Origin of the sequence: Streptomyces sodiiphilus, from assembly GCF_039529215.1 — a bacterium.
GTDB lineage: Bacteria > Actinomycetota > Actinomycetes > Streptomycetales > Streptomycetaceae > Streptomyces > Streptomyces sodiiphilus.
Genome location: NZ_BAAAMJ010000006.1, coordinates 114,142 through 132,310, shown reverse-complemented (window position 1 = coordinate 132,310; position 18,169 = coordinate 114,142). Strand labels below are relative to the sequence as shown.

General features: G+C 71.9%; 10 protein-coding genes. 4 read left to right on the top strand and 6 right to left on the bottom strand.

All coding sequences use genetic code 11. The annotated features are described in order from the left end of the window. Positions 1 to 192 precede the first annotated feature (192 nt). The gene (locus ABD299_RS03095; RefSeq protein WP_344258630.1) at positions 193 to 2,127 is read right to left on the bottom strand and encodes an acyl-CoA dehydrogenase family protein; all 1,935 of its coding nucleotides are present in this window, start codon (positions 2,125 to 2,127) and stop codon (positions 193 to 195) included. Positions 2,128 to 2,432: 305 nt separating this feature from the next. Here ABD299_RS03095 and ABD299_RS03090 point away from each other — a divergent pair, with 305 nt between their 5' ends. Beyond that, entirely contained in the window at positions 2,433 to 3,479 is a 1,047-nt protein-coding gene (locus tag ABD299_RS03090) for a LacI family DNA-binding transcriptional regulator (protein ID WP_344258629.1), read from the top strand. 117 nt (positions 3,480 to 3,596) lie between these two features. After that, on the top strand, positions 3,597 to 5,633 hold the full coding sequence (locus ABD299_RS03085) for a glycoside hydrolase family 31 protein (protein ID WP_344258627.1): 2,037 nt from the start codon (positions 3,597 to 3,599) through the stop codon (positions 5,631 to 5,633). A gap of 111 nt (positions 5,634 to 5,744) precedes the next feature. On the opposite strand, the gene ABD299_RS03080 is transcribed toward ABD299_RS03085, so the two are convergent. From ABD299_RS03080 to ABD299_RS03065, 4 genes are all read right to left on the bottom strand, one after another. Beyond that, the gene (locus tag ABD299_RS03080; RefSeq protein ID WP_344258625.1) at positions 5,745 to 7,757 is read right to left on the bottom strand and encodes a beta-galactosidase; all 2,013 of its coding nucleotides are present in this window, start codon (positions 7,755 to 7,757) and stop codon (positions 5,745 to 5,747) included. Positions 7,758 to 7,875: 118 nt separating this feature from the next. Further along, a complete protein-coding gene (locus tag ABD299_RS03075; protein ID WP_344258623.1) occupies positions 7,876 to 8,799 on the bottom strand; it encodes a carbohydrate ABC transporter permease in 924 nt (307 codons plus the stop codon). Continuing rightward, the gene (locus ABD299_RS03070; protein WP_425581239.1) at positions 8,796 to 9,851 is read right to left on the bottom strand and encodes an ABC transporter permease; all 1,056 of its coding nucleotides are present in this window, start codon (positions 9,849 to 9,851) and stop codon (positions 8,796 to 8,798) included. Before ABD299_RS03070 ends, ABD299_RS03075 begins: the two co-directional genes overlap by 4 nt. A gap of 86 nt (positions 9,852 to 9,937) precedes the next feature. Continuing rightward, on the bottom strand, positions 9,938 to 11,611 hold the full coding sequence (locus tag ABD299_RS03065; RefSeq protein ID WP_344258620.1) for an extracellular solute-binding protein: 1,674 nt from the start codon (positions 11,609 to 11,611) through the stop codon (positions 9,938 to 9,940). A gap of 312 nt (positions 11,612 to 11,923) precedes the next feature. Here ABD299_RS03065 and ABD299_RS03060 point away from each other — a divergent pair, with 312 nt between their 5' ends. Continuing rightward, positions 11,924 to 14,800: a beta-glucosidase gene (locus ABD299_RS03060; RefSeq protein ID WP_344258618.1), complete on the top strand. Its 2,877-nt coding sequence runs from the start codon at positions 11,924 to 11,926 to the stop codon at positions 14,798 to 14,800. A gap of 142 nt (positions 14,801 to 14,942) precedes the next feature. On the opposite strand, the gene ABD299_RS03055 is transcribed toward ABD299_RS03060, so the two are convergent. After that, on the bottom strand, positions 14,943 to 16,397 hold the full coding sequence (locus tag ABD299_RS03055) for an aldehyde dehydrogenase family protein (RefSeq protein ID WP_344258616.1): 1,455 nt from the start codon (positions 16,395 to 16,397) through the stop codon (positions 14,943 to 14,945). Positions 16,398 to 16,747: 350 nt separating this feature from the next. Here ABD299_RS03055 and ABD299_RS03050 point away from each other — a divergent pair, with 350 nt between their 5' ends. Then, entirely contained in the window at positions 16,748 to 18,073 is a 1,326-nt protein-coding gene (locus ABD299_RS03050; RefSeq protein WP_344258614.1) for a M14 family metallopeptidase, read from the top strand. Positions 18,074 to 18,169 lie beyond the last annotated feature (96 nt).

The following is an 18,169-nucleotide window of genomic DNA, read 5'->3' as shown; positions in this document are numbered from 1 at the left end:
CGTCGTCACGCACTCGCCGGGCAGAGTGCCGAAAGAGGAGATGGTCCGTCCGACAGCGAGGGCGGTCGCGGCGGCTCCGGGTCGAAAGCAACCTGGCTCTGCTCCCTCACCACGGGCGACGGCGGCTGCTCTCCCCGTCGGCAACGGGCGAGAGCAGCCGCCTCTCCTGGTTCTCCGGCCAGGCTCCGGGGATCAGTCGATGGTGCGGTGGAGGTTCTCCTTGCGGGAGGGGCCCGCGGTGGCGTCGGCGATCCAGGGGCCCTCGGAGGAGGGATCGAGAACACCCTCCTCCAGCCAGGTGTGCCGGCCGGCCAGGACGCTGCGGGCCACCCGGCGGTCGATGCCGTCGGTGTTGTGCCACAAGGCGGTGAACAGCTCCTCGATGCGCAGCCGGGCCTGGCGGCAGAACGCGTCGGCCAGTTCGTAGGCCTCCTTGCCACGGTCCCCGGTCCTGCGCATCCGCTCGGCACGCACGCAGGCGGCGCTCATCGCGAAGAGTTCGGCGCCGATGTCCACGACGCGGCCCAGGAAGCGCTGCTTGCGCTCCATCTTTCCCTGCCACCTCGACATGGCGTAGAAGGTGGAGCGGGCCAGCTTGCGGGAGGTGCGCTCGGCGTAGCGCAGGTGGGTGGAGAGGTCGGCGAAGCCGGAGACGCGGAAGTCCCCGTAGGTGAGGGGGACATGACCGCGGCCCGCGGCGAGCCCGGGCAGCCAGCGGGCGTAGAAGCCCCCGGCCCGGAAGAGAGCCTTTCGTTTGTCGTTGAAGGACTTCTCCGGGTCGATGAGGTCGCCGGCGGCCTTGAGGTGGGTGTCGACGGCCTCCCGGGCGATCAGGAGGTGCATGATCTCCGTCGATCCCTCGAAGATCCGGTTGATCCGCAGGTCGCGCAGCAACTGTTCGGCGGGCACGCCGCGTTCGCCTCGGGCGGCGAGGGACTCGGCCGTCTCGTAGCCCCGGCCGCCGCGGATCTGGACCAGCTCATCGGCGATGCGCCAGGCCATCTCGCTGCCGTAGAGCTTGGCCAGGGCCGCCTCGATGCGGATGTCGTGCCGCTCCTCGTCGGCCATCTCGCAGGACAGGTCCAGCAGCGCCTCCATCGCAAAGGTGGTGGCCGCGATGAAAGAGATCTTGGAGCCGACGGCCTCGTGCTTGGCGACGGGCTTGCCCCACTGCACCCGCGTCTCGGACCACTGGCGGGCGATCTTCAGGCTCCACTTGCCCGCGCCCACGCACAGCGCGGGCAGGGAGAGACGGCCGGTGTTGAGGGTGGTGAGGGCGATCTTCAGCCCGGCGCCCTCCTCGCCGATGCGGTTGGCGGCCGGCACCCGGACCTGGTGGAAGCGGGTGACGCCGTTCTCGATGCCGCGCAGGCCCATGAAGGCGTTGCGGTTCTCCACCGTGATGCCCGGGGAGTCCGCCTCCACCACGAACGCGGTGATGCCGCCCCGGTGGCCCGCGCCCGCGGGGACATCGGCCATGACCACCAGAAGGTCGGCGATGACGCCGTTGGTGGTCCACAGCTTGACGCCGTCCAGCAGGTAGTCGTCGCCGTCCGGAACGGCCGTGGCGCCCAGCCGGGCCGGGTCGGAGCCGACGTCGGGCTCGGTGAGGAGGAAGGCGGAGATGTCGCTGCGCGCGCAGCGGGGCAGGAACCGCTGCTTCTGCTCCTCGGTGCCGAAGGTCTTCAGCGGCTGGGGCACCCCGATCGACTGGTGGGCGGACAGCAGCGCGCCGACGGCCGGGCTGACCGAACCGACCAGTGCCAGCGCCCGGTTGTAGTACAGATGGCTGAGCCCGACTCCCCCGTAGGCGGGGTCGATCTTCATGCCCAGCGCGCCGAGTTCCTTGAGTCCCCTGATCACCTCGTCGGGGATGCGGGCCTCCCGCTCGATGAGGGCGCCGTCGACCGAGGTCTCGCAGAACTCCCGCAGCCGAGCCAGGAACCGTTCGCCGCGCCGGACCGTCTCCTCGTCGGGGACGGGGTGCGGGTGGATGAGGTCGAGCCGGTAGCGGCCGAGGAACAGCTCCTTGGCGAAGCTCGGCTTGCTCCATTCCTGATCGCGGGCTGCCTCCGCGACCCTGCGGGCTTCCTGCTCGGACACCGGTGTGGCCTGTGTGGCGGTCAACTTCGCTCACCTCGCCGGGACGGCGGACAGAGGGCACGTACGATCACTGCTACTGGACCGTATGTACCCGATTGGGACAGGGTGTACCGGCTCGCGGTGAAGCCTGCCCCTTCCGGACACCGCCACCGGAGTGGCGGCAGGAACGCGCCGGGGCCGAATGTTGAAGCGCTTCGATAGATCCCTGGACACTCACCGGTCACCGGTCTAGGGTCATCTCCGGCAGTACTGCCCGAGGGTTGCCGACCTCCGTACCAACCCTCTCATCGAAGCGCTTCACACGTTTCTCAGGCCACCGGGAGAGCAGCATGGTCACCCTCGCCGAGGTCGCCCGGCACGCCGGCGTCTCCGCCAGCACCGTGAGTTACGTCCTCAGCGGCAAGCGGACCATCTCCTCGGGCACCCGGCAGCGTGTCGAGCAGTCCATCAGGGAGCTCGGCTATCACCCGAACGCCGGAGCCCGGGCGCTGGCCAGCAGCAGGTCCAACATCATCGCCCTGATGATGCCGCTGCGCACCGACATGTACGTGCCGGTGATGATGGAGATCGCCGTCGCGGTGGCCACCACGGCCCGTGAGCACCAGCACGACGTTCTCCTGCTGACCGGCCAGGAAGGCCCCGAGGCGGTGCGCCGGGTGGTCGGCAGCGGCCTCGCGGACGCGATGATCCTCATGGACGTGGAGCTGGAGGACGACCGGCTGCCGCTGGTCCGCGAGGCGCGCAGACCCGCGGCGCTCATCGGACTGCCCGCCGACCCCCGCGGTCTGGCCTGCGTGGATCTCGACTTCGCGGCCACGGGGCGGCTGTGCGTGGAGCACCTGGCGGGCCACGGCCACCGGGACATCGCAGTGGTCGGGGAGGCGCCCGCGGTGTACGAGCGGCACACGGGCTTCGCCGAGCGGACCCTGGACGGGATCCGCGAGAAGTCCGCCGAGCTCGGCGTACGGGTGCTGCACCGCCCCTGCGAGGGGAGCTACGAGTCGGTGGCCGGGACTCTGGCCAGGATCTTCGACGAACGGCCGGGCACCACCGGGCTCGTGGTGCAGAACGAGAGTGCCATCGAGCCGCTGCTCTCCCTGCTGCGCCAGCAGGGCCGCGCGGTGCCGGAGGACATCTCCGTGGTGGCGATCTGTCCCGACCAGGTCGCCGGCCAGACCTCCGTGGCCCTGACCTCCGTCGCGATCCCCGCCCAGGAGATGGGGCGCCGGGCGGTGGAGATGGTCATGACCCGTGCCGGTCTGGGCGGTGCCCCCGCCATGACCGGTACGGAGCAGGTCGAGCTGCTGCCTCCGCGGCTGACCGTCCGGGCGAGCACCGGTCCGGCACCCGCCGCCGCGGGCCCGCTGCCCGGCTGAAGCCGGCTCCCGGCGGGGGCCGTGCGCCGCCCCTCACGGTCCCGCCGGGGCCATCCCGGCACGTCCTCCGTTCCAGTCGATTCCAGGCCTTCCCTCGATCTCGAAGACGGGACACACGTGAACGATTCCTCGGCTGCCGTATCGCTCGCCCAGTCCTCCCCCACCGTCGGCACCTTCCGGGAGCTCGACGGCGCGCTGGAGTGGACCGGGCGCCAGGAGACTCTTCTCATCGAGCCGCACGGGCCGGACTCGGTGCGGGTGCGGGCCCGTCTCGGCGGGCCCGTGCTGCACGGCCTGCCCGGCGCGCTGCTGCCGGACCCGGAACCCGCGGCGTCCGCCGCCGTGAAGATCGACGAAGGCCGCGGCCTGCTCGTCAACGGCGCCCTCACCGCCGAGGTGAGCGCCGAAGGCATGGTCCGCTTCACCCGCAGCGACAGCGGCGAGGAACTGCTGGCCGAGGAGCGCGCGCACTTCTGGTGGCCCGGCCCCCGCCTGTACACGCCCATGGGCAACGGCTACCACCGGCTGGAGCAGCGGTTCGCCGCCTACGAGGACGAGCGCCTGTACGGCCTGGGCCAGCATCAGCACGGGCTGCTGGACCAGAAGGGCGCGGTGCTCGACCTGGTGCAGCGCAACGCCGAGGTCACCGTCCCGGTGCTGGTCTCCAGCCGCGGCTACACCCTGCTGTGGAACAACCCGGCGATCGGCCGGGTCGAGCTGGCGAACACCGGCACCCGGTGGGTCGCGGACAGCGCGCGGCAGATCGACTACTGGATCACCGCCGGCGACCCGGCCCAGGGGCAGCGCCGCTACTCCGCCGTCACCGGCCGCACCCCGATGCTGCCGCAGTGGGCGGCGGGCTTCTGGCAGTGCAAGCTGCGCTACCGCACTCAGGAAGAACTGCTCTCGGTGGCCCGGGAGTACAAGCGGCGGCAGCTGCCCCTGGACGTCATCGTCTGCGACTTCTTCCACTGGACCCACCTGGGCGAGTGGAAGTTCGACCCGGCCGAGTGGCCGGACCCGGCCGCCATGGTCCGGGAGCTGGAGGAGATGGGCGTCAAGCTGGTCGTCTCGGTGTGGCCGTCGGTGTCGCCGCTGAGCGAGAACCATCCGGTGATGGAGCAGCGCGGCCACTTCATCGGCACCGAGTACGGCCCGATGGCGCACGCCGACTGGCCGGACAAGGAGGTCGCCGAGCCGGTGCAGGTCGCGTTCTACGACGCGACCAGCCCGGAGGCCCGGGAGTTCGTGTGGTCCCGCATCCGGGAGAACTACCTGGAGCCCTACGGCATCACGGCCTTCTGGCTGGACGCCTGCGAGCCGGAGCTGAAGCCGGGGTTCCAGGCGAACCTGCGCTATCACGCGGGTCCGGGCCTGGAGGTCGGCAACCTCTATCCGCGGGAGAACGCCCGGACCTTCCACGAAGGGCTGCTGGCGGCGGGCGAGGACGAGGTGATCACGCTGAACCGCTCGGCGTGGGCGGGCAGTCAGCGGCACGGGGCGGCGCTGTGGTCCGGTGACATCGGCACGGACTTCGCCACGTTGCGCCGCCAGATCGCGGCGGGCCTGAACACCTCGCTGTCCGGGATTCCGTGGTGGAACACCGACATCGGCGGCTTCCACGGCGGGGACCCGGACGACCCGGAGTACCGGGAGGTCATGGTGCGCTGGTTCCAGTTCGGCGCGCTGTCCCCGCTGATGCGGCTGCACGGCTTCCGTGACCCGGGGATGCCGCTGGGCCCGGACATGACCGGCGGGCCCAACGAGGTCTGGTCCTACGGACGGGAGGCCGGGGAGATCCTGGAGGACTACCTGCGGCTGCGGGAGCGGCTGAAGCCGTATGTGCTGGAGCAGATGCGGGCCGCCCACGAGGAGGGCCTGCCCGTGATGCGGCCGCTGTTCCTGGAGTTCCCGGCGGACCGGGCGGCCTGGGAGGCCGCCGACAGCTATCTGTTCGGCCCCCGCCTGCTGGTGGCGCCGGTGCTGGAGGCCGGGGCCCGGGAGCGCACGGTGTATCTGCCGGCCGGCGCGCGCTGGACGGACGCGTGGACGGACGAGACGTACGGCGGCGGTCGGACGGTGACCGTGCCGGCGCCGCTGGAGCGGATCCCGCTGTTCCTGCGCGACGGCGCCCGGCTGCCCGTCCGCGGCTGACCCGCCGCGAGCCGCGGGGCCGGCTTCTCCCGGAAGTTTCCGGGAGAAGCCGGCCCTGGGGCCGTCACAGCGGCAGGAGACGCCGAACCGGGCGTCGCCGGTGGGGGTGGTTCATGTGCGGCTCCCTTCGGAGGCGGGGGTGAGGACGGCTGCCCCGTACCGGCCGAGGGGGATCTCGGACGCGTGGGTGCCGCCGCCGGGGAGCAGGTCGGTGTGGGGGCGGTGCAGGGGGACGGTGACCTGCTCCCGTGTGTGGTTGAGGAGAAACAGCAGCCGGCCGCGGCGCACGGCCTCGACCCCCTCGGGCAGCCCCGGCAGCACCGGGGCGATCCCGGCGGCGTCGGCTACAGCGGACAGCAGCTCGCGCAGGACGGTCCTGGAGGGAAGCGTGGAGACGTACCAGGCGGTGCCCGCGCCGAAGGAGTTGCGGGTGATGGCCGGACGGCCGTCGAGCTCGCCCCCGGCGTACGCGGTGACGGTCCGGGCGGTGGAGGTCTCCAGGTCCTCGCTCCACAGGGTGCCGCTGCCGCCGCCGGTCAGCGCGGTGCTCTCACCCGCGGCCAGCGGCCACCACTCGTGCACGGTCGCCAGGCCCAGCAGGTCCCGCAGCCGGGCGTCCACGCCGCCCTCCCGGACGCGGTCGTCGCGGTCGGCGACTCCGGAGAAGAAGCCGCACACCAGCTTCCCCCCGGAGCGGACGTACGCCGTCAGGTTGTCCAGGGCCTCGTCGGTCAGCAGGTAGAGGTGCGGGATCACGACCATCGGGTAGCGGTCGAGCGCGGCTTCGGGATGGGCGAAGTCGCAGGTGCGGTTCTCCTCCCAGAGCGCCTGGTACCAGGCCGCCAGCACCGCGGGGTAGTCCAGCTCCGCGGAGGGCCGTCCCTGCTGGGAGGAGGCCCACCAGGCGTTCCAGTCGTGCAGCACGGCGATGGCGGCCGGAACCTCGCTGCCGGCCGCCTCGGCGAGCGCCGCCAGGTCGCCGCCCAGCTCACGGACCCGGCGGAAGGTCCGGGAGCGCTCCCCGGCGTGCGGGAGCATCGCGGAGTGGAACTTCTCGCTGCCCTGGCGGGACTGGCGCCACTGGAAGAAGCACACGGCGTCGGCGCCCCTGGCCACTGCCTGCAGCGACCACAGGCGCATCACCCCTTCGGGCTTGGGGCGGTTCACCGCCCGCCAGTTGACGGCGCCGGCCGCCTGTTCCATGAGCATCCAGGGTCCGCCGGCCTGCGAGCGGGTGAGGTCGTGGACCAGTGCGCCGTGGGCGGGCCCGGCCGGGTCCCGGTGGCCGGCGGCCGGGTCCGGGTAGACGTCCACCGACACCACGTCCTCCTCGGCCGCCCACCGCCAGCCGTCCTGGCCGGCGAACAGCGGCATGAAGTTGGTGGTGACCGGCACGTCGGGGCTGTGCGCGGCGAGCACGTCGCGTTCGGCGGTGAAGCACTCCAGCAGGGCGTCGCTGGTGAAGCGACGGAAGTCCAGCTGCTGGGCCGGGTTGATCAGGTACTGGGCGCGGCGCGGCGGGATGACCTCCTCCCAGGCGTCGTAGCGCTGGCTCCAGAAAGCGGTCCCCCATGCCTCGTTGAGCCCGTCCAGGCAGCCGTACCGGGTGCGCAGCCACCGGCGGAAGTGGCGGGCGGTCTCGTCGCACCAGCAGGAGGTGCCGTACTCGTTGTTGATGTGCCACATCCGCAGCGCGGGATGACCCCCGTAGCGGCGGGCCAGGTCCTCGGTGAGGCGCCGGGCGTGGTCGCGGTAGACCGGGGAGGAGGCGCAGAACTGGTTGCGCGAGCCGTACCAGACGGTCTGCCCGTTCTCGTCGACGGGCAGCGTGCCGGGGTGCCGGGCGCCCATCCACGGTGGCGGCGAGGCGGTGGGGGTGGCCAGGCAGACTCCGATGCCGGCCTGGTGCAGCAGGTCGAGGACACGGTCCAGCCAGTCGAAGTCCCGTGCGCCGGGCCGTGGTTCGATCCTGGCCCAGGAGAAGACGCCGACGGTGGCGAGGTTGACCCCGGCCTCCTTCATCAGCCGGACGTCCTCGGCCCAGACGGACTGCGGCCACTGCTCCGGGTTGTAGTCGCCGCCGTAGAGCAGGCGTCCGCGGGTGACGTCGGTCAGCGCTGCCATCGGTGTGCTTCCCCTCGGGAGGTCGGTGCGGGCCGGGGCTCGGCCGCGGCCCGCCGGACGTTGCGTGCACCGGGCCGCCGGGCCGCGCGCCCTCCGCGGGGGCGTGCGGCGCGGCGGCTCAGCCCTTGATGGCGCCGATCAGCATGCCCTTCTTGAAGTGCTTCTGGACGAAGGGGGAGGCGATGGCGACCGGCAGCAGGGCCAGCACCATCACGGCGGTCTGCACGGCCAGGCTGGGGATCTGACCGGTGCCGATGGTCTGGGCCATGCCGGACGGCCGGTCCTGCCGGACGACGAGTTGCTGGAGGACGTTCTGCAGCGGCAGCTTCTCCTGGTCCTGGATGTAGAGAAAGGCGTTGAACCAGTTGCCCCAGTAGGAGACGGCGTAGAACAGCCCGATCACCGCGAGCACCGCCCGGGACAGCGGCAGGACGATCTGCCACAGGATGCGGAACTCCCCCGCCCCGTCGATGCGCGCGCTGTCCATGAGTTCCTGGCCGACGTTCATGAAGAAGGCCCGCAGCACGAGGATGTTGAAGACGCTCACGGCCATCGGCAGGATCAGCGCGGCGTAGGTGTTCATCAGCCCGAGTGACTGGATCAGCAGGTAGGTGGGGATCAGCCCGGCGCCACCGAAGAACATCGTGACCAGCAGGGTCATCAGGATGGAGCGGTGCCACAGCGAGCCCATCCGGGTCAGGCCGTAGGCGGCCAGCACCGACACCGTCATGCTGAACGCCGTGCCGACGAGGGTCACCCCGATGGAGATGACCATGGCGCGGGCCACCTGTCCGCCGCTGAGCAGTTCCCGGTAGGCGTCGAAGGTGATGCCCTGCGGGATGATCACCAGGCCGCCGGCCCGGGTGATCGTCTGCGCGTCGGAGAGGCTGGTGATCACGACGATCCACAGGGGGAACAGGATCGCCAGCAGGGCGATGGCGAGGATGGCCCCCTTGGCGGCGATGCCGACCGGGGAGGGCTGCTCCTCCCAGACCGGGCGTTTGCGGTCGGTCTCTTCCTTCTCCTCGACGAGCACGCTCATTGTTTCTTGTACACCCCCTGCTCACCCATCGCGTGGGCGACCTTGTTGGCGGCCAGGACGAGCAGGAGGCTGAAGACTCCCTTGACGATGCCGACCGCGGCCGCGTAGCTGAACTGGCCGTTCTTGATGCCGACGTTCCACACGTAGGTGTCGAGCACTTCGGCGGCGCCGGAGCCCACCCCCGCCCGCTGGATGAGGAACTGCTCCATGCCGACGGTCAGGGCGCTGCCCACCTGGAGCACCAGGAGCAGGGCGATGACCGGGCGCAGCGCGGGCAGCGTGATGTGCCAGATGCGGCGCCAGCGGCCGGCACCGTCCACGGCGGCGGACTCGTACAGCTCGTGGTTGACGGCGGACAGCGCGGCCAGGAAGACGATGATGCCCCAGCCGGCGTCCTTCCAGATGAGCTGGAAGGTGATGAGGAACTTGAAGAAACCGGGGTCGGTCATCAGGTCGAAGCCGCTGCCCCAGTCGTTGGCCCGGACGTGCTGGGCGATCAGGCCCGCGCCGCCGAAGATCTGCTGGAAGACGGTGATGACCAGCACCCAGGAGAAGAAGTGCGGCAGGTACAGCACCGCCTGGGCCCAGGCGCGGACCTTGCTGTGCAGGATGCTGTTGATGAGGATCGCCAGCGCGATCGGGATGGGGAAGAACAGCACCAGCTGGAGGAAGGCGAACACCAGGGTGTTCTCCAGCGCGTTCCAGAAGTAGCTGTCGCCCAGCATCCGTTCGAACTGCTCGAACCCGACCCAGGCGCTGTTGGCCATGGAGTCGAGGAAGCCGTCGCCGACGTACGGGCTGAAGTGCTGGAAGGCGATGATGTTGCCGGCGATCGGGATGTAGGCGAACACCAGGAGCAGCAGCACCGCCGGCAGCGTCATGGCGATGAGGGTGCGGTCCCGGCGGAAGCGGTGCCGGAAGGTGATGCCGCCCCGGGGAACCGGCGGCCCCTTCGGGCGGCGGCGTCCGGGGACCCGCAGCCCCGGTGTGCGGTTCCGCGGGGCGGTGCCGCGGTCCTCCCGCGGGGGCGGCGGGACCGTGCTCTGGGACACGGGGTTCTCCTCGGTTCTGGCCGCGGCCCGGCCGGCGTCGTGGTGCCGTCCGGACCGCCGCCCGCGTCACGTGGGGGGGCAGGGGGTCAGGCGCCCTCTTCGTCCATCAGCTCCTGGTACCAGTCGCGCAGGCCGTCGCCGCCGGTGCGGCGCCACTCGGCGACCGCGTCCTGCATGTCGCGCAGCGAGGCGCGGCCGCGCACCACGTCGTCCTCCAGGTCCTCGAAGGGGTCGGAGAGGTTGGTGAAGCGGTCCGGCTCCTGGATCTGCCGGCCGTAGAACAGCGGCTCCACCACGTGCGGCATCTGCCGCTGCTCCCAGCCGCACCTGTTCTCCACGACCTCGGGCTGGTCCGGGTGGGCGACGACGGCGCCGGGAGAGGCGATGAAGACGTAGGTTTCGGGGGCGACCTCGGTCTCGCCCTGGGAGGTGCGGACGGGGACGCCGTCCTCGACGGTGTAGTGGGTGCCCTCCAGGCCGTACTGGCGCATCCGGTTCTCCAGCGTCCCGTAGGGCGCGGCGCAGAAGTCGGCGATCTCCAGCGCTTCCCTGACGCGGTCCTCGGGGAGGTTCTTGTTGACGAACGTCCAGATGTTGGCGCCGTTGCCCGCGTAGATGACGGGGTCGCCGCCGTCCGCGGAGAAGAAGTCGAAGGCGTTCATGCGGAAGCCGGAGTTGCCGCCGGAGCGCTGCTCGCTGACCAGGCCGTGCCACACGCCGCTGCCGGTGTTGAACATCAGCGACTCGCCGGCGGTGAAGCGGTTCTGGGCATCTCCCTGGACCGCCCGGGCGTCGGGGTGGACGACCTCGGCGTCGTAGAGCTTGCGCGTCCACTCCAGGGCCTCGAGGTACTCGTCGAGTTCGTAGCGGTGGACCAGCTTGCCGTCCACCAGCTTCCAGTACTGGGGCTTCTCCGGGACCACTCCGTAGATCACGAAGGCGGTCCACTTCATGTCCTCGCAGGCCCACACCTTGTTGCGGGCCGAGGTCACGTCCTTGGCGAAGTCGAGGAACTCCTCGGGGCTGGCCGGCGGACTCCAGCCGTTCTCCTCGAAGATGTCCTCCCGGTAGAACGGGACCACGCCGCCGATGGTGGCGGCGGGCATCGGCAGGCCGCGCAGCGCGCCGCCGAAGACGGACGCCTGCCAGGCCGGGGTGGGGATGGCGGCGAGGTTGGGGTAGTCCAGGACGCCGTCCCCCGACAGGTAGGGGCCCAGGTCGGCGAACCGGTTGGCGATCGCCTGCGGGATCTGCCCCTGAAGCTCCCAGCCGGGAACGCAGACCAGGTCCGGGATGTCGCTGCCGGCGAGTACCGCGCCGAGCTTCTCGCCGTAGGTGTTGCCGTCCTGGGTCTGCCAGTTCATGGTGACGCCGATGCGCTCGTCCATGGCGGTCCAGTAGGCGTTGCCCCGCTTGGGAGCGGTGCCCCACAGGGGTGTCATGGCGGTGTACTCGCCTCCGGAACCCTTGGGAGCGGGCACCGACACGCCCAGGTCGTCGACCGGTATGTAGCTGGTGTAGCCGGGGCTGGAGCCGTTCACGCCCGGGATGTCGGGGTCGACCGCGATCCCGGACTCACGGTAGGTGGGCAGGATGCTCTCCAGCTCCTCCTCCGAGGCCCTGCCCTCGCCGCCTCCGCCACCGCCCCCGTTGCCCGAACCACATCCGGACAGCATGGGGACGCCGCCGACGGCCGCCGCGGCGACCGCCGTGGAGGTGAGGAACGTTCTCCTGCTCGGGAGGGAGAGTGAGTTCGGCATGGCGTCAACCCTTCGCATGGCCCGGTGCCGCCGCACGACCGGCGGATCGCGGTCGAAGCGCTTCGATGTTGCGCTGAGGTTAAGTCCGGGCAGCGGGCGACACAAGGCCTGGCCCGGAAAAGTTTCGGCGACCACCGCTGCCCCTGGTGTCCCAGTTGACCCATGGGGAAAGTCGGCCGTTTCGGGGAGGTGTCTTGACAGGGCACCCCGGCCGAACCCAGCATCGAAGCGCTTCGAAGCATTGCCGGCCGCTGCCCGTCTCACCCCGGTGCCCGCCGCGCCGGTCCCGTCTCCGACCCGAGGGAACCGCCCGTGACCGCTGTCCAGCCGCCCTACCGCGACCCTCAGCTGAGCATCGAGGAGCGGGCCACGGACCTGCTCGGACGGCTCACCACCGAGGAGCGCCTCGCCATGCTCCACCAGTTCGCCCCGGCGGTGGAACGGCTCGGACTGCCGGCCTTCCGCACCGGCCAGGAGGCACTGCACGGAGTGGCCTGGATGGGCCCGGCCACCGTCTTCCCGCAGGCCGTCGGTCTCGGCGCCACCTGGAACGACGAGCTGATCGAAAGGATCGGGGAGGCCACCGGACGCGAGGCACGGGCAATGCGCGCCACCGACCCCCGGGTGGGCCTCAATGTGTGGTCCCCCACCGTCAACCTGCTGCGGCACCCGCTGTGGGGCCGCAACGAGGAAGGCTACGCCGAGGACCCCCGGCTGACCGCCGCCCTCGCCACCGCCTTCACCCGGGGCCTGCGCGGCGACCACCCGGTGCACTGGCGCACCGCTCCCGTGCTCAAGCACTGGCTGGCGCACAACCACGAGCGGGACCGCGACACCGCCTCCACCTCACTGCGGCCCCGGGTGCTCCACGAGTACGAACTCCCCGCCTTCCGCGGGCCGGTGCGGGCGGGCTCGGTGGCCGGCGTGATGCCCGCCTACAACCTCGTCAACGGCCGGCCCAACCACCTCTCCCCGCTGCTGCGGACCGAACTGCGGACCTGGACCGAGCTGCCCCTGGTGGTCTGTTCGGACGCGGGCGCCCCGAGCAACATCGCGGGCTCCGAGAGGTACCACCCCTCCCACGAGGAAGGGCTGGCGGCCGCCCTGCGGGCCGGTGTCGACAGCTTCACCGACCACGGCGAGGACTCCTCCCCGACCGTGGAGCGGCTGCGTACGGCGCTGGAGCGCGGGCTGATCGGCCAGGAACACATCGACGCCGCGGTGCACCGCCTGCTGGCGATGCGCATCCGGCTGGGCGAACTCGACCCGGACACCGACCCGTACACGCCCGGCGGCGGCGACCCGGCCCATGACACACCCGGGCACCGGGCGCTGGCGCTCGAAGCCGCCGAGCAGGCCGTGGTGCTGCTGAAGAACGACGGCCTGCTGCCGCTGGCCCCTGGGCTCACGGTGGCCGTCGTGGGCCTGCTGTCCGACGAGTGCAAGCTCGACTGGTACAGCGGTTCCCTGCCGCACCGCTCCACGCCGCTGGACGGTCTGCGGGAGCACCCGGGAGTAGCGCGGGTGCTCCACGCCGAGGGCACCGACCGGGTGCGGCTGCGGTGCTCGCGGGGCTGGGTCACCGTCCCCGAGTCGGACGCCGCGGCCGGCGGAGGGGAGGACGGCGGCGCACTGGACCCGGCTCTGCTGCGCGGCCGCACCGACCTGCCGCCGCTCACCGTCTCCGGAACCGAGCGGGAGGCGAGCGAACTGCACCTGGTGGACTGGGGCGGCGGCGTGCTGACCCTGCGCGCGGGGGACGGCCACTACCTGTCCGTCGCCGACGACGGCTACCTGCGCGCCTCGGCCCGGCAGCCGGGCGGCTGGGTCGTGCAGGAGACCTTCGGGCTCGAACCGCACACCGACGGGCATCTCCTGCGGCACCGGGGATCGGGCCGCCCGGTCACGGTCACCGCCGACGGCCTGCGGACCGCCGGTGACGGCGAGGAGGCCGAGGTGTTCACCGTGACGGTCACCGCGCGCGGCACCGACGCCGTCGCCGAGGCGGCTGCCGCGGCCGACGTCGTGGTCGTCGTCGCGGGCAACGACCCGCACATCAACGGCCGGGAGACCGAGGACCGGACCACGCTGGCACTGCCGGAGCAGCAGGAACGGCTGTGGCGGGCCGCGCACGCGGCGAACGGGCGCACCATGCTGGTGCTCACCTCCTCCTACCCCTACGCGGTGCCGCGGGCCCACGAGGCGCTGCCCGCCCTGCTGTGGACCGCGCACGGCGGGCAGGCGGCGGGCACCGCGCTGGCCCGGGTCCTGTGCGGGGACGTCTCACCGGCCGGCCGGCTGCCGCAGACCTGGTACGCGGACGACGCCGCGCTTCCCGGCCTGCTGGACTACGACATCATCGGCTCCCGCAGCACCTATCTGTACTTCGACGGAACCCCCCTGTACCCCTTCGGCCACGGGCTGTCCTACAGCTCCTTCGCCTACGGAGAGCTCACCGCCGGCCTGGAGGGGGACACCCTGACCGCGGAACTCACCGTGACGAACACCGGGGAGCACGCGGCCGACGAGGTGGTGCAGCTCTATGCCCGGGCCGCGGAGCCGTCGGTGCCGCGCCCGCACCGCTGGCTGGCCGCGCACCGGCGCATCCACCTGGCCCCGGGAACCGGGCGGCGGATCTCCTTCACGCTGCCCGCCGCGGAGGTCCTGGGGTTCTGGGACGTGGCGCACGAGCGGTGGGTCGTGGAGCCGGGCCGGTACCTCCTCCAGGCCGGGGCTTCCAGCCGGGACATCCGCTCCGAGGCGGACCTCGTCCTGGACGGCGTCCCCCTGGCCCCGCGGCCGGTGCTGCAACACGGGCTGGCGGCGGCCGGCTACGACGAGCAGGAGGGCACGGCACTGGTGGACCGCGCCAGGGACAGCGGTGACGCGGTCCGCCCGGCGCCGGGCGGCGGCCGCCCCGGCCGGCTGGTGTTCCGCCGGTGCGACTTCGGCGACGGTCCGGCCGCCGTCCGGCTGGAGGCCGCCGCCGAGGAGGACGGGGAGGCCGAACTCCGGCTGCCGGGCCAGGAACACAGCCTGGTCACACTGCCCGTGCCGGCCACCGGCGGCCGCTACGCCCACAGGGTCGTGGAGGCCCCCCTGCCGAAGGCGCCGCGAGGGCTGTGCGACCTGGAGGTGGTGCTGCGCGGACCCGTCCGGCTGGTCCGGCTCGACTTCCCCGCCCGGTAGCCCGGCTTCGCGGCCGCTGCCGGACGGGGACGCCCCGCGGTGTCTCCCGGTACCACCCTCCCCGGTCCGGGAGGCACCGCCACGGGCCGGCGTGCCCGGCCCTTCCGGGCCGGGCACGGTCACCCCATCGGGTGGTTGGGGATCACAGCTCCAGGCCGGTGAGCACCATCACGCGCTCGTAGGTGTAGTCCTCCATCGCGAACCGGACGCCCTCCCGGCCCACCCCGGACGCCTTCACGCCTCCGTAGGGCATCTGGTCGGCGCGGTAGGAGGGCACATCGCCGATGATCACACCGCCGACCTCCAGCGCCCGGTGTGCCCGGAAGGCCGCCTGGACATCGTGCGTGAAGACGCCCGCCTGCAGCCCGAACTGCGAGTCGTTCGCCGCCGCGAACGCCTCCTCCTCGCTCCCGGCCCGGATCAGCGCCATGACGGGGCCGAAGACCTCGTCCTGGGCCAGCCGGGTGTGGGCGGGGAGGTCCTCCAGCACGGTGGGCGCGTAGGCGGCGCCCTCGCGCCTCCCGCCGGTGAGCACCTTCGCCCCGGCCCCGGTGGCCTCGTCGACCCAGGACTCCACCCGCCGCGCGGCCTCCTCACTGACCAGCGGCCCGACGTCGGTGGCCTCGTCGGCCGGGTCGCCGGTCACCAGGGCCTCCACCGCGGCGATGAGCCGGGGCACGAACCGGTCGTACACCGCGTCGTCCACCACCGCGCGCTGGACCGAGATGCAGGACTGTCCGCCCTGGTAGTTGGAGAAGGTGGCGATGCGCTGCGCCGCCCAGTCCAGGTCGGCGTCCGAGGAGTAGTCGGCCAGGACGACGGCCGCGCCGTTGCCGCCGAGTTCGAGGGTCACGCGCTTGCGCGGCACCGAGTCGCGGATGGACCAGCCCACCGGCACCGAACCGGTGAAGGAGATGACGGGCAGCCGCTCGTCCTGCACCAGGTCCGGCATCGCCTCGTTCGGCACCGGAAGCACGCTGAAGGCACCGGCCGGCAGGTCGGTCTCGGCCAGCAGCTCGCCGAGCATCAGCCCGGACAGCGGGGTGGCCGGGGCGGGCTTGAGGATGATCGGCGCACCGGCCGCGATCGCCGGGGCGACCTTGTGGGCGCACAGGTTGAGCGGGAAGTTGAACGGGGCGATGCCCAGCACCGGCCCGTGCGGAATCCGCCGGGTGAGCGCGAGGCGGCCGGTGCCGCCGGCGTCGGCGTCCAGGCGCTGCGCGGTCCCGCCGTTGAACCGGCGCGCCTCGTCGGCCGCCCAGCGGAAGACCGAGGAGCACCGGGCGACCTCCACCCGGGCCCACTTCATCGGCTTGCCGTTCTCCGCGCTGATCAGCCGGGCGATCTCGTCGGCCCGTTCGCCGAGCCTGCGGACCACGTGGTCCAGCGCCGCGGCGCGGACGTAGGCGGGGGTGGCGGCGAACTCGGCGGCGACGGAGGCGGCCGCGGCGACCGCCTCCTCGACCTGGGCGGAGGTGGGCACGCTCACCGTGCCGACGGTCCGGCCGTCCCAGGGTGAGGTGACTTCGAGGGTGTCCTCGCCGGTGGCCTGCCGGCCGGCGAGCCAGAACGCGTGGGGAGAAGTCGCTGACGTCACTGCGGATCCCGGCCTTTCCGAAATGGTGGGAATGGTGCGGATGGCTGATCGCTGTCCACGGTAGGCGCTCACGGCCGCCGGGCGTCTTGTCCGACGCGGCGCGGTGCGGTGATCCTGTGCGCCGATTCGGCAGAGCGGCCCGCGGGGCCGGGGCATGCCGCCGGAAGGCGCGCAGCAGGAACACCGGCAGGAGGAGCGAGGCGGCGCCCACCTCGACCGCGGCGACCCGCAGGCGGTGTTCTCACCGGCGCACCATTGACGGGGCCATGTCACTGCGCAACGATGGGGCGCCGCGTGCGCGACCCGCGCACGCTCCCCCACCCGTCGCACTGCACACCCACGGAGATGCGATGCGAATCACCAAGCGCGGCAAGCGGACCACGACCGCCGCCGCCATCCTGTCCCTCGCGCTGGCGCTGCCCCTCGGGGCCCAGGCCACCGCCTCATCCCCCGACACCTCACCGGGCACATCCGGTACCGCTGCCGCCCCCGTCGAGCGGCAGTACGAGGTCACCGGTGTCTCGACCGCCGAGGAGCGCACCGCCCTGGCCGCCACGGGCGTCAGCATCGACGAGGTGCTGCACCACTCGGTCGTCGTCACCGCCGACGAGGCGCGCGCGAAGCGCATCGCCAAACTCGGCCACGAGCTGACCGAGCTGCCCTCCGCCGCCCCGGCCGAAGGGGACTTCACCACCTCCTCGCCCTCGCAGTACCACAGCTACGCGCAGATGACCGCCGCGGTCGACAGCATCGTGCAGCAGTACCCCAACCTGATGCGCAAGCGGGTCATCGGCCGCTCCCACCAGGGCCGCGAGATCGTCGCGATCAAGGTCAGCAACAACGTCGGCGTGGACGAGAACAAGCCCGAGGTGCTGTTCACCCACGGCATGCACGCCCGTGAGCACCTGACGGTCGAGCAGGCGATCTACACGCTGCGCGAATTCGGCCAGGGCTACGGCCAAGACTCCCGGATCACCCGGATGCTCAACGAGCGCGAGCTGTGGATCGTCCCCTCCGTGAACCCGGACGGCAAGGTCTACGACCAGGACTCCGGCTCCTGGCGGAACTGGCGCAAGAACCGCCAGCCCAACTCCGGCACCACGGCGGTGGGCACCGACATCAACCGCAACTGGAACTACCGGTGGGGCTGCTGCGGCGGCTCCTCGGGGAACCCCGGCAGCGCGACCTACCGGGGCAGCGCGCCGGAGTCCGCCACCGAAACCAAGGTGCTGGCCGACTTCGTGCGCAGCCGGGTCGTCGGCGGCGAGCAGCAGATCACCGCGCACATCGACTTCCACAGCTACAGCGAGCTGATCCTGTGGCCGTTCGGCTACACCTACAACGACACCGCGCCCGGACTGACCCGGGACGACCGGGACGCCTTCGCCACCGTCGGCACCAGGATGGCCGCCAGCAACGGCTACCGCCCGCAGCAGTCGAGCGACCTGTACATCACCGACGGGTCGATCAACGACTGGATGTGGGGGGTGCACGGGATCTTCTCGTACACCTTCGAGATGTACCCCGGCTCCGCCTACGGGGGCGGCTTCTACCCGCCCGGCAGCGTGATCAACCGGGAGACCGCCCGCAACCGGGAGGCCATGCTCATCCTGATGGAGAACGCGGACTGCATGTACCGCTCCATCGGCAAGGAAACCCAGTACTGCTCCAACTGACGCTCACCGCACTCCGGTGATCCGGGGGCGGACGGCCGACGCCGTCCGCCCCCGGCCCGTTTCCGGCCATGGCCGGCTTCAGGTGTAGGCCGCAAG

Excerpts from the sequence above, each read along its gene's own strand:
- ABD299_RS03075 (WP_344258623.1), bottom strand. The coding sequence starts at position 8,799 with ATGAGCGTGCTCGTCGAGGAGAAGGAAGAGACCGACCGCAAACGCCCG.
- ABD299_RS03065 (WP_344258620.1), bottom strand. The coding sequence starts at position 11,611 with ATGCCGAACTCACTCTCCCTCCCGAGCAGGAGAACGTTCCTCACCTCC.
- ABD299_RS03080 (WP_344258625.1), bottom strand. The coding sequence starts at position 7,757 with ATGGCAGCGCTGACCGACGTCACCCGCGGACGCCTGCTCTACGGCGGC.
- ABD299_RS03050 (WP_344258614.1), top strand. The coding sequence starts at position 16,748 with ATGCGAATCACCAAGCGCGGCAAGCGGACCACGACCGCCGCCGCCATC.
- ABD299_RS03090 (WP_344258629.1), top strand. The coding sequence starts at position 2,433 with ATGGTCACCCTCGCCGAGGTCGCCCGGCACGCCGGCGTCTCCGCCAGC.